This is a genomic window from Geodermatophilus sp. Leaf369, assembly GCF_001424455.1.
Classification (GTDB): domain Bacteria; phylum Actinomycetota; class Actinomycetes; order Mycobacteriales; family Geodermatophilaceae; genus Klenkia.
Map to the genome: position 1 here is coordinate 1 of NZ_LMQA01000007.1, position 14,630 is coordinate 14,630.

The 14,630-nt window shown below is 73.9% G+C and carries 13 protein-coding genes and 1 rRNA gene; 9 read left to right on the forward strand and 5 right to left on the reverse strand.

Going from position 1 to position 14,630, the window contains the following annotated elements:
* Nucleotides 1–172: 172 nt before the first annotated feature.
* Nucleotides 173–281 (forward strand): 5S ribosomal RNA (rrf, locus tag ASG36_RS20980).
* A gap of 95 nt (nt 282–376) precedes the next feature.
* Here the strand turns inward: rrf and ASG36_RS20985 are convergent.
* On the reverse strand, nt 377–1,042 hold the full coding sequence (locus tag ASG36_RS20985) for a DUF2461 domain-containing protein (RefSeq protein WP_055769068.1): 666 nt from the start codon (nt 1,040–1,042) through the stop codon (nt 377–379).
* Nucleotides 1,039–1,614 (reverse strand): GNAT family N-acetyltransferase, encoded by a 576-nt coding sequence (locus ASG36_RS20990; protein ID WP_055769073.1) that lies wholly within the window; start codon nt 1,612–1,614, stop codon nt 1,039–1,041. The genes ASG36_RS20985 and ASG36_RS20990 overlap by 4 nt, the downstream gene beginning before the upstream one ends.
* Nucleotides 1,615–1,667: 53 nt before the next feature.
* Between ASG36_RS20990 and ASG36_RS20995 the strand changes: the two genes are divergently transcribed.
* Nucleotides 1,668–2,879 carry a winged helix-turn-helix domain-containing protein gene (locus ASG36_RS20995; RefSeq protein ID WP_157499041.1) on the forward strand — a complete coding sequence of 404 codons (1,212 nt, stop codon included), beginning with the start codon at nt 1,668–1,670 and terminating at the stop codon, nt 2,877–2,879.
* Here ASG36_RS20995 and ASG36_RS21000 read toward each other — a convergent pair.
* Complete coding sequence (locus tag ASG36_RS21000) at nt 2,857–3,273, reverse strand: YkvA family protein (protein WP_055769079.1); 417 nt, start codon at nt 3,271–3,273, stop codon at nt 2,857–2,859. The two genes, ASG36_RS20995 and ASG36_RS21000, sit on opposite strands and share 23 nt — an antisense overlap.
* 73 nt (nt 3,274–3,346) lie before the next feature.
* On the opposite strand from ASG36_RS21000, the gene thyX reads away from it, so the two are divergent.
* On the forward strand, nt 3,347–4,099 hold the full coding sequence (gene thyX / locus ASG36_RS21005; RefSeq protein WP_055769083.1) for an FAD-dependent thymidylate synthase: 753 nt from the start codon (nt 3,347–3,349) through the stop codon (nt 4,097–4,099).
* 6 nt (nt 4,100–4,105) lie between these two features.
* On the opposite strand, the gene ASG36_RS21010 is transcribed toward thyX, so the two are convergent.
* A complete protein-coding gene (locus tag ASG36_RS21010) occupies nt 4,106–4,648 on the reverse strand; it encodes a hypothetical protein (RefSeq protein WP_055769086.1) in 543 nt (180 codons plus the stop codon).
* 61 nt (nt 4,649–4,709) lie between these two features.
* On the opposite strand from ASG36_RS21010, the gene dapA reads away from it, so the two are divergent.
* Both dapA and ASG36_RS21020 read left to right on the forward strand, forming a co-directional pair.
* Complete coding sequence (gene dapA / locus ASG36_RS21015) at nt 4,710–5,618, forward strand: 4-hydroxy-tetrahydrodipicolinate synthase (RefSeq protein ID WP_055769089.1); 909 nt, start codon at nt 4,710–4,712, stop codon at nt 5,616–5,618.
* Nucleotides 5,615–7,306, forward strand: coding sequence for a ribonuclease J (locus tag ASG36_RS21020; RefSeq protein ID WP_055769091.1), 1,692 nt, complete (start codon nt 5,615–5,617; stop codon nt 7,304–7,306). The genes dapA and ASG36_RS21020 overlap by 4 nt, the downstream gene beginning before the upstream one ends.
* Here ASG36_RS21020 and ASG36_RS21025 read toward each other — a convergent pair.
* On the reverse strand, nt 7,296–9,245 hold the full coding sequence (locus ASG36_RS21025) for a prolyl oligopeptidase family serine peptidase (protein ID WP_055769095.1): 1,950 nt from the start codon (nt 9,243–9,245) through the stop codon (nt 7,296–7,298). The two genes, ASG36_RS21020 and ASG36_RS21025, sit on opposite strands and share 11 nt — an antisense overlap.
* Before the next feature lie 82 nt (nt 9,246–9,327).
* Here ASG36_RS21025 and ASG36_RS21030 point away from each other — a divergent pair, with 82 nt between their 5' ends.
* From ASG36_RS21030 to ASG36_RS21045, 4 genes are read left to right on the forward strand one after another with little or no spacing between them, the layout of a single operon-like run.
* Nucleotides 9,328–11,916, forward strand: a complete 2,589-nt coding sequence (locus ASG36_RS21030; RefSeq protein ID WP_055769097.1) for a DNA translocase FtsK — start codon at nt 9,328–9,330, stop codon at nt 11,914–11,916.
* Between the two features lie 22 nt (nt 11,917–11,938).
* Nucleotides 11,939–13,393, forward strand: coding sequence for a 30S ribosomal protein S12 methylthiotransferase RimO (gene rimO / locus ASG36_RS21035; RefSeq protein ID WP_235495412.1), 1,455 nt, complete (start codon nt 11,939–11,941; stop codon nt 13,391–13,393).
* Between the two features lie 36 nt (nt 13,394–13,429).
* Nucleotides 13,430–14,101 (forward strand): CDP-diacylglycerol--glycerol-3-phosphate 3-phosphatidyltransferase, encoded by a 672-nt coding sequence (pgsA, locus tag ASG36_RS21040; protein ID WP_055769103.1) that lies wholly within the window; start codon nt 13,430–13,432, stop codon nt 14,099–14,101.
* A complete protein-coding gene (locus ASG36_RS21045) occupies nt 14,098–14,562 on the forward strand; it encodes a CinA family protein (RefSeq protein ID WP_055769105.1) in 465 nt (154 codons plus the stop codon). Before pgsA ends, ASG36_RS21045 begins: the two co-directional genes overlap by 4 nt.
* The last annotated feature ends 68 nt before the right edge of the window (nt 14,563–14,630 follow it).

Consider the following 14,630-nt stretch of genomic DNA (forward strand, 5'->3'; position numbering starts at 1 on the left):
CAGCAATGTGTGGAGCTGACCGGTACTAATAGGCCGAGGGCTTGACCAACACACCTTGCATTGAATATCTACTGTCTCGCGTCCACTGTGCGGTTCTGAAAGTGCGGAACCCATCGTTCCACCACCCCCCCTGTCTTGACCGGACGGGTGTGGGTGGAGACTTTCACAGCGTTACGGCGGTCATGGCGAGAGGGAAACGCCCGGTCTCATTCCGAACCCGGAAGCTAAGCCTCTCAGCGCCGATGGTACTTCCCGAAACGGGGTCACAGCTACGGCTGTGGCCCCGTTTCGGCGTTCTGGTGACACCCCCTGTAGTGCAAGAAGCGCCTTTCTCGTCAGGACTCCTGACGAGAAAGGCGCTTCTTGCTGGGTGGGGTCAGCGGCGGCGATCGGGTGGGGCGGTGGTGGCGCCGACGTTGTCGGCGAGCCAGTCGTTCAGGGGCTTGAGCGCACGCCAGGTCTTCCGGACCCGGTCGAGGACCTCGCGGCTGTCCAGCCAGTCCTCCGGGGTCCAGTGCCGGCCGCCGTGGATGCTCTTGTGACGCAACAGCTCGATCCTGGGGTGGTCCGGGTCGTAGCCGCGGGGTGCGCGCTTGAGCTGTTCCCCGTCGACCGACAAGCCTGCCCGGCGGATCTTGGCGACGAGCTGTTCCAGCTGTCCACCGGGGAGGTCGTCGTCCACGGCGCGGCGGTAGCGCTCGACCTGGTCGGGCTGCATGCGCCAGCTGCCCCCGCGGGCGGCCAGTCCGTCCGCCGACACCTCGACGTACCAGGCACCGGTGCCGGCACCCTCGGGGTGCAGCACGGCGCCCTGGTGGGTCTTGTAGGGCGTCTTGTCCTTGCTGAAGCGGACGTCGCGGTACGGGCGGAAGAGCTTGGTCGCGCCGAACTCGGCCGCCAGCTCCTCGACCAGCGCCTGCATGGGTGCCTTGACGTGCTCGTCGTAGGCGGCCTTGTGTTCGGTCCAGTAGGACTTGCTGTTGTCGGCCTCGAGGCCCTCGTAGAAGACGAGGCCCTCGTCGGGGAAGCCGGTGAAGCTCACGCGTCGGTCTCCTGGGTGGGGTCGAGCAGCACGTGCCAGCGGTGCTCGCGGATGGTGGAGGTGCCCGTGTCGAGCGTGCGGGCCCAACCGTCTGCTGCCCACCCCGCGGACTGAAGGAAACCCGCGGTCACCTCGTCGGTCTCGGGCACCCACTGCTGCAGGCGCCGGACGCCGGTGGGCAGCAGGAGGTCGACCGCGGCGGCCAGGAGCCGGCTGCCGTGGCCGCGGCGCCCCCAGCGTGGGTCGACCACCAGGGCAGCCACCTCGGTGGTCGGGCCCTCGGGTGAGGACGTCTCGTCCTCGGCGAGCTCGGCGGGTCCGTAGGCCAGGTAGCCCACCTGTTCGGGCCCCTCGGTGGCGACCAGCAGGCCGTGACCGGGGGTGGGCGGGGACGTGATGGCCTGCGTCCAGCTCTCCGCCGCGGCGGTCTCGTCCCAGGTGTCCAGGACGTCGGCGGGCAGCAGGGAACGGTAGGCGGTGCGCCAGGTGACCAGCTGGACGTGCGCGATCGCCGGGGCGTCGGCCGGACGGGCGGGGCGGACGGCGGACTCGGCTCGACCCGTCAGCTGCACCCCCGCACCCTAGGCCGGGGCGGCCGTCCCACCCAGCGGGCAGGATCGAGTCCGTGCCCCCGCTCGAACGTCTCCCTGCTCCACTGGCCCGACGCATCGCGCTGGCGGCCCAGGGGCTGGCAGACGCCCGGCCCACGGCGGTGGCCGGCACCCGGGCGCTGCGGACGACGGTCGATCGGTTGGCCGTGGTCCAGATCGACTCGGTCAACGTGGTCTCCCGCAGCCACTACCTGCCGCTGTTCAGCAGGCTGGGCCCTTACGACCGCGCGCTGCTCGACGGTCTGCACGGCCGCCGACACGACGTGTTCGAGTACTGGGCGCACGAGGCCTCCTACCTGCCGGTGCGCCTGCACCCGTTCCTGCGCTGGCGGATGGCTGCCGCGGAGCAGGAGGCCTGGGGGTCGATGACCCGGGTGGCCCGGGAACAGCCGGGACTGGTGGCCGAGCTGCTCGAGCGGGTGCGTACCGACGGACCGCTGCGCGCCGGGGAGCTCGGCGGAGAACGGCCGAAGACCCCGGGCCAGATGTGGAACTGGCACCCGGGCAAGGCCGCACTGGAGTACCTGTTCTTCACCGGGCAGCTGACCGCGCGGTCGCGCACCGCCGGCTTCGAACGCGTCTACGACCTGCCCGAGCGGGTGCTCCCCGCCGCGGTGCTCCGAGCGCCCACCCCCGACCGGCCCGACGCGATCCGTGAGCTGGTGCGGACGGCGTCCCGGGCGTTGGGCGTGGCCACCGAGACCGACCTGCGGGACTACGTCCGGCTGAGCCCGGTCGAGACGCGGACGGCGATCGCCGAGCTGACCGAGGGCGGGGAGCTGATCCCGGTGGACGTCGAGGGCTGGGGGCGTCCTGCCTGGCTGGACCCCGCCGCCCGGCGGCCGCGGTGGGCCCGGGCCCGGGCGCTGCTGTCGCCCTTCGACTCCCTCGTCTGGGAGCGGCCGCGGGTCGAGCGGCTGTTCGGCTTCCGCTACCGGCTGGAGATCTACACGCCGGCCGCGCAGCGGGTGCACGGCTACTACGTGCTGCCGTTCCTGCTCGGCGACGAGCTGGTCGGGCGGGTGGACCTCAAGGCCGACCGGCAGGCCGGGGTGCTCCGGGTGCAGGCCGCGCACGTCGAGGAGCACCACCCCGCACCCGGTCTCGTGGCCGACCAGCTGGCGGCCGAGCTCCGGCTGATGGCCGACTGGCTGGAGCTGGGGGACGTCGTCATCGCCGGGCGGGGCGACCTGGCCCCCGCGCTCACCCGTGCTGTGGGCGGCTGACCCCGGCCAGCCGGTGCACCACGACCAGACCCGCCGGCGACCCCGGCCAGTGCCGGTCCACCGCGTCGACGCCGGCCCGCCGGACCACCGACCGCAGCGCCCAGGCGACCACGACGACGTCGTCGGCGTACCCCAGGACCGGGACGACGTCGGGCACGAGGTCGATCGGCGACAGCAGGTAGCCCAGGAGCAGCCACAGCCGCACCCGCACGCTCCTGGGGAGCGTGGGGTCGGCAGCGAGCCGACGCACCAACCGCACGGCGTCGGGCACCAGCCGGACGGCGTCGCGGACCGTGAGGTCGTCGGGGCGGCGCAGCCACAGCACCGCCAGGCCCACCAGCCAGAGCGCCAGCAGTGAGCCGGTCACGAGCAGGGCGGTCTGCCAGCCGGTCACCGGAGCAGCATGACGGGCACGTCACCGGAAGGGTCCTGGAGGTGTCGGCGTCCTCGCCGTAGGGTTCGTCCCCGTGCCCGCATTCGCCCCGTTGAAGGTCCAGGTCGTCGCCCAGACGCAGTTCACCCCGCCGGCCGACGTGCCGTGGGAGACCGACGTGGACGGCGGTCAGGCGCTCGCCGAGTTCGCCGGCCGCGCCTGCTACCAGTCCTGGACCAAGCCGAACCCGGCCACCGCGACCAATGCCGGCTACCTGCGGCACATCCTCGAGGTCGGGCACCTGTCGGTGCTCGAGCACGGCACGGTGTCGATGTACCTGACCGGCGTCTCCCGCTCGCTCACCCACGAGTTGATCCGGCACCGGCACTTCTCCTACAGCCAGCTCTCCCAGCGCTACGTCCCCGAGCGGGACGCCGCGTTCGTCGAGCCCGGCGTGATCGCCGACGACCCGGCGCTCCACCAGCTGTTCACCGATGCCGCGGACGCCTCGCTGAAGGCCTACACCGACCTCCTCGAGGGCCTGGAGAAGCGGTTCGCCGACGTCCCCAACGCCACCCTGCGCCGCAAGCAGGCCCGGCAGGCCGCCCGGGCCGTGCTGCCCAACGCGACCGAGACGCGCATCGTCGTCACCGGCAACTACCGGGCGTGGCGGCACTTCGTGGCCATGCGGGCCAGCGAGCACGCCGACGTGGAGATCCGTGAGCTCGCCGTGATGTGCCTGCGCGAGCTGCAGCGGGTGGCCGGCAACGTGTTCGAGGACTTCCGGATCAGCACGCTGGCCGACGGCAGCGAGGTCGCCGCGAGCCCGTACGTCAGCGAGGGCTGAGCGGGCTCACCGGCTCGGGGTCGCCGTCCCGGCGGCGGCCCACAGCGCCTGCACCGCGGCGACCACCGCGGGCAGGTCGGCGGTGGCGTCGACCTCGGCGTCGGCCGGCACCAGCGCGGCCTCGGCGTGCAGGGCGTCGAACTCGACGGCGCTGAGCGTGCTGCCGGCCGCCCGCCCACGGGCGACCTCCAGCGGCAGTCGCAACGCCACGACGAACGGGTCGGCGACCGCTGTCCGGTAGACCTCGGCCACCACCGGCCGCACGACGTCGCAGAGCACCACCTCCACGCCGGCGGCGACGAACGACGAGGCCAGCAGACCGGCCTGCACGGCGGCCAGCCGGTGCTGTCCCTCTCCGGCTCCCGGGCGCCACGGGTCGACCGCCCCGGAGCGGACCAGGCCCCGCAGGTCGGCCACCTCGACCAGGGCGCACAGCGGCCGGGACGCCACCAGGGCAGCGGCGACCGAGCTCGCGCCGGCGGCGGGCGGGCCGGTGATCAGCAGGGGACGGCGGAGCGGCTCGACGTCGGGGGCGGCAGCAGAGGTCACGCCCGCATGATGCCGGTACGTCCGCGGTGCGGGGCCCGGAGCGCTCGGTAGGTTGGCGGTCATGCCTGCACCCGTCGCCAGTGACCCCCGGCGGCCCTTCGGTCGACTGCTCACGGCCATGGTCACCCCCTTCACCGAGGACGGGTCGGTCGACCTGGCCGGCGCCCAGGAGCTGGCGACCCACCTCGTCGACCGCTGCCGGCACGACGGCCTGGTGGTCAACGGCACGACGGGGGAGTCCCCGACGGTCTCCGACGCCGAGCAGCGCTCGCTGCTGGAGGTCGTCCTGGACGCCGTCGGCGACCGCGCCACCGTGGTCGCCGGCGTGGGCACCAACGACACCGCGCACTCCATCGAGAAGGCCCGGGACGCAGCGCGGCTGGGCGCGCACGCGCTGATGGCCGTGACGCCGTACTACAACAAGCCCCCGCAGTCGGGCCTGCTCCGGCACTTCACCGCGATCGCCGACGCGACCGACCTGCCCGTGATGCTCTACGACATCCCGCCCCGCTCGGTGGTGCCGATCGAGGTGGAGACCCTGGTCCGGGCCGCCGAGCACCCGCGGATCGTCGCGGTGAAGGACGCCAAGGGCGACTTCTCGGCGGTGGCGTGGACGCTGGCCCGCACCGACCTCGCCTACTACTCCGGCGAGGACGCGCTCACCCTCCCGCTCCTGTCGCTGGGCGCGGTCGGCGTGGTCAGCGTGGTGGGGCACCTGGTCGGCCCGCGGCTGGCCGACATGATCGCCGCGGTCGAGGCCGGTGACCTGGCCCGCGCCCGGGAGCTGAACACCGGGATGCTGCCGGTCTACGACGGGCTGTTCCGCACCCAGGCCGCGATCCTGGTCAAGGCCGCCCTGAAGCTGCAGGGCCTGCCGTCCGGGCCGGTCCGCCCGCCGCTGGTCGACGCCACCGACGACGAGGTGGCCCGGCTGCGCCGCGACCTCGCCGCCGGCGGCATCGAGCTGTGACCGCCCAGCCGCACCTGACGCTCGGCCCACCGCCACCGGTCCCCGACGGCGCCCTGCGGGTCCTCCCGCTCGGTGGCCTGGGCGAGATCGGGCGCAACTGCGCGGTGCTGGAGTTCGGCGGCCGGCTGCTGGTGATCGACTGCGGGGTGCTGTTCCCCGAGGCGCACCAACCCGGGGTGGACGTCGTCCTCCCCGACTTCAGCCACCTCGCCGACCGGTTGGGCGACATCGAGGCCGTCGTCCTCACCCACGGGCACGAGGACCACATCGGGGCGGTGCCGTACCTGCTCCGCCTGCGGGCCGACATCCCGGTCGTCGGGTCGCGGTTCACCCTGGCCCTGGTCGCGGCGAAGCTGGCCGAGCACCGGATCGACCCGGTGCTCGTCGAGGTCGCCGCTGGCGACCACCACCAGGCGGGGCCCTTCGACACCGAGTTCGTCTGCGTCAACCACTCGATCCCCGACGCACTGGCCGTGGCGGTGCACACCCGAGCCGGCACGCTGGTGCACACCGGGGACTTCAAGATGGACCAGCTGCCGTTGGACGGGAAGGTCACCGACCTCGCCGCGTTCGCCCGGCTCGGCGCCGCCGGCATCGACCTGCTGCTCAGCGACTCCACCAACGCCGAGGTGCCCGGGTTCGTCACCGGCGAGCGCACCATCGGACCGGTCCTGGACGCCGTCTTCGCCGCCGCCGACCAGCGGTTGATCGTCTCCAGCTTCGCCAGCCACGTGCACCGCATCCAGCAGGTCCTGGACGCCGCCGTCGCGCACGGTCGCAAGGTCGCCCTCGCCGGCCGGTCGATGGTCAAGAACATGGGCCTGGCCCAGGAGCTGGGCCTGCTGCACGTCGAGCCCGGGCTGCTGGTCAGCGTCGACGAGGCGGTGACAATGTCGGCACACCAGGTCGTGCTCGTCAGCACCGGGTCGCAGGGCGAGCCGCTCAGCGCGCTGGGCCGGATGGCCCGCGGCGACCACAAGCAGGTCACCATCACCGCCGGGGACACCGTGGTGCTGGCCAGCTCGCTCGTGCCCGGCAACGAGACCGCCGTCTACGCCGTCATCAACGGCCTGACCAGGCTCGGCGCCACCGTGGTGCACAAGGAGACCGCCCGGGTGCACGTCTCCGGGCACGCCCCGGCCGGGGAGCTGCGGACCCTGCTGCAGGTCGCCCGCCCCCGGCACCTGCTCCCGGTGCACGGCGAGTGGCGGCACCTGCGCGCGCACGGCGCCATCGCCACGTCGGTGGGCCTGCGCCCGGAGCAGGTGCTGCTCGCCGAGGACGGCGTCGTGGTCGACCTGGTCGACGGGGTCGCCACGATGGTCGGGCGGGTGCCGATCGGCGACGTCTACGTCGACGGCAAGGTCGAGGGGCTCGTCGGCGAGGACACCCTGGCCGCCCGCCGGATCCTGGGCGAGGAGGGCTTCGTCGCGGTCACCGTCGTCGTCGAGCCCTCCACCGGCACGATCGTGGCCCCCCTGCGGCTCACCACCCGTGGGTTCGCCGACGACCCGGCGGTCTTCGACCCTGCCCTGGCCCTCGTCACCGAGGCCCTCGCCCGGGCCACCGCCGACGGGCCGGTCGACACCCACAGGCTGTCCCAGGTCGTGCGGCGCACCCTGGGCACCTGGGTGGCCCAGACCCACCGTCGCAAGCCGATGATCGTGCCCACCGTCATCACCGTGTGACGACGACGATGGGCGTGATCCCCTCGGACTCGGGCAGCTCGAAGCCGAGCACCTGGGCGTAGAAGGACAGCTCGCCGTCCAGCGAGGCACGGATGTTCTCCGCCTTGCGGAAGCCGTGCTGCTCGCCGGGGAAGAGCAGGTAGGCGTGCGGGACGCCCTTGGCGCGCAGGGCGGCCACCATCACCTCGGCCTGCTCGGGCGGGACGATCCGGTCCTCGTCGCCCTGGAACACCGCCAGCGGGGTGTCGAGGGCGTCGACGTGGTGGATGGGGGAGCGCGCGGTGTAGACCGCCTCCCCCGACGGCCAGGGCGCGATGAGCCCGTCGAGGTAGCGCGACTCGAAGGAGTGCGTGTCGGCGGCCAGCGCGGCGAGGTCGGCGACCCCGTAGTGGCTGGCCCCGGCGGCGAACACCCCCGGCCGGAAGGTGAGCGCGGCCAGCGTCGTGTACCCGCCGGCCGAACCGCCGCGGATCACCGCGCGGGCGGGGTCGACCCGCAGCTGCGCCGGGGCGTCGGCCGAGGACAGGTACGCCACGACGGCGGCCACGTCGTCCAGGTCGGCGATGCCCCAGCTGCCCTGCAGCGCGTCCCGGTAGACCCGGCCGTAGCCGGTGGAGCCGCGGTAGTCGACGTCGGCGACCGCGAACCCTCGGGAGGTCCAGTACTGCACGCCCAGGGTCAGCACCGGGGACGCCGCGGCCGTCGGCCCGCCGTGCACCACGACGACCAGCGGGGGCAGCTCGCCGTCGGGGCCGGCGACCTCGGGGTTGGTCGGCGGGTAGACCAGCGCGTGCGCCTGCGACGTGCCGCCGATCGTGGTGCTGGGGAAGGTGACGTGCCGGGGCCGGGAGAACCAGGCCGCGTCGACGTCCTGGGGTGCGGGGCGCAGCTCGGTGACCTCGCCGGAGTCGACGTCCACCCGGGCGACGACGGCCTTCGTGGTGGGCCCGCCCGCGACGCAGACGACCCCGGTGCCGTCGGCGCGGAGCTGGGCGAAGGAGGCGTACCGGGTCTCCAGCTCGCGGGGGCCGCCGGGCTCGAGCACCGCGAGCCGGTCGGCGCCGTCGCGGCCGTAGGCCACCACCAGCCGGCCGTCGGGGAGCTCGGCGTACCGGCTGGCGCCGAAGACCCACTGCGGGCCGGCCATGTCCGAGCCCGGGTCGAGCACCAGCTCGGGCCCGGTGCCGCGCCAGCGGAACAGCGACCAGGTGTCGGTGCGGTCGGCGTAGAACAGCAACGAGCCGTCGGCGGCCCAGGACGGCTGCACCACCGACTCCGGTCGGGTGCCCGAGCGACCGCCCGCGACGACGGTCTCGACCCCGTCGGGGGAGCGGACGACGAGCTCGGCGGCGTCCCACGGCATGTCCGGGTGCTGCCACTGCAACCAGCACAGCGACCCGTCGGGCCCCCGTCGCGGGTCGGAGACGAAGTCCGGGCCGGTGACCAGCACGGTCTGCTCCCCGTCGGGGGCCACGGCGACGACCTCGTGGACCACCTCGGCGGCGTCCCCGGAGGCAGTGTGGGTCTCCCGGACGCACAGCACGGCCCCGTCCGGGGTCACGCTCAGGTCGGCGAACCGCACCCCGGCGGGGAGCTCGGGCTCGGCCGTGAGGGCCTCGGGCTCCCCGCCCGGGACGACCCGGTACAGCCGCTGGTCGCCGAAGTCGGTGAAGAACACCTGCCCGTCGGCTACGGCCCACGAACCGCCGCCGTACTCGTGCACCCGGGTGCGGGCGTTCCAGGGGGCGGGCAGCAGGTCGGTCGTCGTCCCGTCGGGGGAGCGGTGCACCAGGACGGTGCGCCCGCCCTCGGTCGCCCGGGCCTCGGCCCACCACACCCCGTCGGGGGCCACGGCCACCTCACCCAGCCGGGCCGCGGTGGCGACCACCTGCTCGGAGGTGATCGGGGTGGGCCAGCTGCCGAACGGGAGCGTCTGCATGCAGCGACCGTAGCCACCGGCACCGACAGACACGCTGTCCCGCCTGCCCCACGAGCACCAGTCCGGCGCTTACCGTCGGCACATGCCTGCGCGCGCGACGACACCGAGCCGACGGCCGGCGGCCGGCGGTTCCTCGCGCAGCCGGCCGGCCACCACGGCGGCCAAGAAGAAGGCGCCGGCGAAGACCGCGGCCAAGCGGGCCCCCGCCAAGCGCGGCGGCTCGACCACCGCCGCCCGGCGCCCGGCCGCCAAGCAGCGCCGGTCGGTCGGTGCCGGCATCTGGTCGGCCGCCAGCGGCACCTGGTCGTTGCTGGCCCGCGGCGCCGGCGGCCTGGCCCGCTCGGTCGCCCGCCCGGAGGAGGCCGAGCCGCTGGCCCCCGAGCACCGCCGCGACGGGATCGGCCTGGCCGTGCTCGGCCTGGCCATCGTGCTGGGCGTCACCGCCTGGATCGGCGACGTCGGCCCCGTCGGCTCCACCATCGCCGGGGCCTTCCGCTGGGCCTTCGGCGTGCTCACCCTGCTGCTGCCCGTCGTCCTGCTGCTCACCGCGGTCCGGCTGCTGCGCCACGGCCCGCGCCCCGAGGCCCGCGGCCGGCTGGTCATCGGCTGGGCGTGCATCGTCGTCGCCGTCCTCGGCATCACCCACCTGGCCACCGGCTCGCCCACCGACGAGGCCGGCCGCGCGGCCGGCGGCGGCATGCTCGGGTGGCTGGTCGGCCAGCCGGTGGGCGCCGGCGTGGGCAGCATCGTGGGCATCGCGCTCTTCGTCCTGGCCGCCTTCTTCGGCCTGCTCGTGGTCACCGCCACCCCGGTGCACCAGGTGCCCGAGCGGCTGCGCGGGTTCCTCGACCGGGTCACCGGCCGTGCGGACGACGAGGACGAGGACGAGGAGTACGACGACGAGGAGTACGAGGACGACGACGTCCTGGACGCCTTCGCCCCCGAGCCCACCCCCCGCACCCGGCGCAGCCGCGCCAAGGCCGCGCTCGACGCGCTGCGCGACGACGGCACCCAGGACACCGGCGTCATCGACACCGGGGCGCTGGACGACGCCGCCGACGCGGTCGCCGTGGCCCCCGCGGCCACCACCGCGCTGCGTCGTCCCCCCGTCGTGGACCGCACGCTCAAGCCGGTCGAGCTCGAGCCGGTGCCCGCCGGGGAGACCGAGCAGCTGGCCATCGAGCCGGTCGAGGGCGACTACGTGCTGCCCTCGCTGAACACCCTGCGCGCGGGCACCCCGCCGCGGGCGCGGTCGAAGTCCAACGACGTCGCCATCGAGGCGATCACCGGCGTCCTCGAGCAGTTCAACGTCGACGCCGCCGTCACCGGGTTCACCCGCGGCCCGACCGTCACCCGCTACGAGGTGGAGCTGGGCCCGGCGGTCAAGGTCGAGAAGATCACCGCGCTGACCCGCAACCTGGCCTACGCCGTCGCCAACGACAACATCCGCATCCTGGCCCCGATCCCCGGCAAGTCCGCTGTGGGCATCGAGGTGCCCAACACCGACCGGGAGACCGTCAGCCTCGGCGACGTCATGCGCTCGGGCGCCGCCAAGCAGGACCCGCACCCGATGCTGGTCGGCCTGGGCAAGGACATCGAGGGCGGGTTCGTCTGCGCGAACCTGGCGAAGATGCCGCACCTGCTGGTCGCCGGGGCGACCGGTGCCGGCAAGTCCTCCTGCATCAACTCGCTGCTGACCTCGCTGCTGCTGCGGGCCACGCCCGACCAGCTGCGGATGATCCTCATCGACCCGAAGATGGTCGAGCTCACGCCCTACGACGGCATCCCGCACCTGATCACGCCGATCATCACCGACCCCAAGAAGGCCGCCACCGCGCTGGCCTGGCTGGTCGAGGAGATGGAGCAGCGGTACCAGGACATGCGGGCCACCGGGGTGCGGCACATCGACGACTTCAACAAGAAGGTCGAGCGCGGGGAGATCACCGCCCCGCCCGGGTCCGAGCGGGTCTACCGGCCCTACCCCTACATCCTGGCGATCGTCGACGAGCTCGCCGACCTGATGATGGTCGCCCCCCGCGACGTCGAGGAGTCCATCGTCCGGATCACCCAGAAGGCCCGTGCGGCCGGCATCCACCTGGTGCTCGCCACCCAGCGGCCCTCGGTCGACGTCGTCACCGGGCTGATCAAGGCCAACGTGCCCTCCCGGCTGGCCTTCTCCACCTCCAGCCTCACCGACAGCCGGGTCATCCTCGACCAGCCCGGCGCGGAGAAGCTGATCGGCATGGGCGACGCCCTGTTCCTGCCGATCGGGGCCGGCAAGCCGATCCGCGTGCAGGGTGCCTACGTCTCGGACTCCGAGATCGAGGCGGTCGTCGAGTTCACCAAGCGGCAGGCCGAGCCCGACTACCGCCAGGAGGTCGTCGAGAAGGCCGGCGGCGAGCAGAAGGAGATCGACGAGGACATCGGGGGTGACCTCGAGCTGCTGGTCCAGGCCGTCGAGCTCGTGGTCACCAGCCAGTTCGGCTCCACGTCCATGCTGCAGCGCAAGCTGCGGGTCGGGTTCGCCAAGGCCGGACGCCTGATGGACCTCATGGAGAGCCGCGGGATCGTCGGTCCGTCGGAGGGCTCCAAGGCCCGGGACGTGCTGCTCAAGCCCGACGAGCTCGACGGCACGTTGTTCCTGCTCCGCGGCGGCGGGGGAGAGGGATGACAGGGGCGCATACGCTGTCGTGGTGACTGCTCCGCCTGCTCTCCCCCTGTCCGACCTCCCGACCGGTGCGCGCCGGGTCGCCATGGTGACCCTCGGCTGCGCCCGCAACGAGGTCGACTCGGAGGAGCTGGCCGGCCGGCTGGCCGCCGACGGCTACGAACTGGTCGCCGACGCGCAGGACGCCGACGCCGTCCTGGTCAACACCTGCGGGTTCATCGAGACCGCCAAGAAGGACTCCGTCGACGCGATCCTCGAGGCCGGCGGGCACGGTGCGCAGGTCGTGGCGGTCGGCTGCATGGCCGAGCGCTACGGCAGCGAGCTGGCCGGGGCGCTGCCGGAGGCCACGGTGCTGGGCTTCGACGACTACACCGCCATCGGCGACCGGCTCGACGACGTCCTCGCCGGCCGCCCGCTGGTCCCGCACACCCCGCGCGACCGGCGCACCCTGCTGCCGATCAGCCCCGCCGACCGCACCCGCGCCGCGGTCGCGCCGACCTCCCCGGCGATCCCCGGCCACGACTGGCTCAAGCGCACCCGGCTGACCAGCGGCCCGTCGGCGGCGCTGAAGCTGGCCAGTGGTTGCGACCGGCGCTGTGCCTTCTGCGCCATCCCCACCTTCCGCGGGGCCTTCGTCTCCCGGCCGGTGGCCGAGGTGCTCGGCGAGGCGCACTGGCTGGCCGGACAGGGCGTCACCGAGCTGGTGCTGGTCAGCGAGAACTCGACCTCCTACGGCAAGGACCTCGGCGACCTGCGCACGCTGGAGAAGCTGCTCCCCGAGCTGGCCGCCATCGAGGGCCTGGTGCGCGTGCGGGTGGCCTACCTGCAGCCCGCCGAGCTCCGCCCCGGCCTGCTCGAGGTCATCGCCGGCACCCCGGGCATCGCGCCCTACTTCGACCTGTCCTTCCAGCACAGCTCGCCGACCCTGCTGCGCCGGATGCGTCGCTTCGGCGGCACCGAGGACTTCCTCGCCCTGGTCGACCGGGCCCGGGCCATCGCCCCGACCGCCGGGTTCCGCACCAACGTCATCCTCGGGTTCCCCGGCGAGACCGAGGACGACGTCGCCGAGCTCGAGCGCTTCCTGACCGCCGCGCGGCTGGACGCCGTCGGGGTGTTCGGCTACTCCGACGAGGACGGCACCGAGGGCGCCCGGCTGGACGGCCACCTGCCCCAGCACGAGGTCGACGCCCGGGTCCGCCGCATCACCGACCTGGTCGAGGAGCTCACCAGCCAGCGGGCCGAGGAGCGGATCGGCGAGACCGTCGAGGTGCTCCTCACCGAGGCACTGACCACCGTGGGCGACCCGCGCACCTGGACCGGGCACGCCGCCCACCAGGACCCCGACGCCGACGGCACCACCACCGTCACCGGGGTGCCCGTCGACGCGGTCGCCGGCCAGGTCGTCACCGCCCGGGTCACCGACACCGAGGGCGTCGACCTGGTCGCCGCCTGCCTCGTGCCCGTGGTCGCCGGTCGCTGATCCGATGACCAGCGGCCGCACCCACCAGGGGCCACGATGAGCAGCGTGGTCCCCGACCCCGCTGCGACGCCGTCGTCCTCGGCGCAGCTGGTGAACCTGCCCAACGCGCTCACCGTGCTGCGGCTGGCCGTCGTCCCGCTCTTCGCCTGGCTCCTGCTGGCCAACAGCGGCATGGACGACGGGCAGCGCTGGTGGGCGACGCTGTTCTTCGCCGTCGCGATCATCACCGACCGGTACGACGGGATGATCGCCCGCAAGCGCAACCAGGTCACCGAGTTCGGCAAGCTCGCCGACCCGATCGCGGACAAGGCGCTGACCGGCACCGCGCTCATCGGGCTCTCGGCGCTGGGGCTGCTGCCCTGGTGGGTGACCCTGGCGATCCTCGTCCGTGAGCTGGGGGTCACCCTGCTGCGGTTCTGGGTGATCCGGCACGGTGTCATCGCCTCCAGTCGGGGCGGCAAGGCCAAGACCGTCGTCCAGGCGCTGGCCATCGGGCTGTACCTCATGCCGCTGACCGGGGTGCTCGCCTCGGTGCGCTGGTGGTTCATGGGCGTCGCACTGGTGCTCACCCTGGTCACCGGGTTCGACTACGTGGTGCGGGCGCTGCGGCTGCGCCGCACGAGTGCCCGGGCGATGAAGGCCGCCGCCGCGCGCCGGGCCGCCGCGGGCGGTCCGCCCGGCGAGCGCCGCACCGACCGGGCCGCGTGAGCGCAGCCGAGGACGTCCTGGCCGCCCTGGCCCGGCGCGGGGAGAGCGTCGCTGCCGCCGAGTCGCTGACCGCCGGCCTGTTCTGCGCCACCCTGGCCGGGGTGCCCGGCGCCAGCGCGACGCTGCGCGGGGGAGCGGTGGTCTACGCGACCGACCTGAAGGCCACCCTCGCCGGGGTGGACCCCGACCTGCTCGCCCGGGTCGGCCCGGTGGCCCCGGAGACCGCGGCCGCCCTGGCCGAGGGCATCGCCGACCGGTGCGGCGCGACGTGGGGCGTGGGCCTCACCGGGGCTGCCGGCCCCGACCCGGTCGACGAGCACCCGCCCGGCACGGTGTTCGTGGGCCTGGCCGGACCCGACGGGACGACGGTCGAGCGGCTCGCGCTCAGCGGTGACCGGGCGGCCGTGCGCACCGGCACCGTGGCGGCCGCACTGCGGCTGCTGCTCACCCGTCTGGGGTGACCGGGGCGGGAACGCCGCCCTCGCTCCCGGCGTTACGCCAGGAGCGGACGACGTCCCGGCCGGCAGGT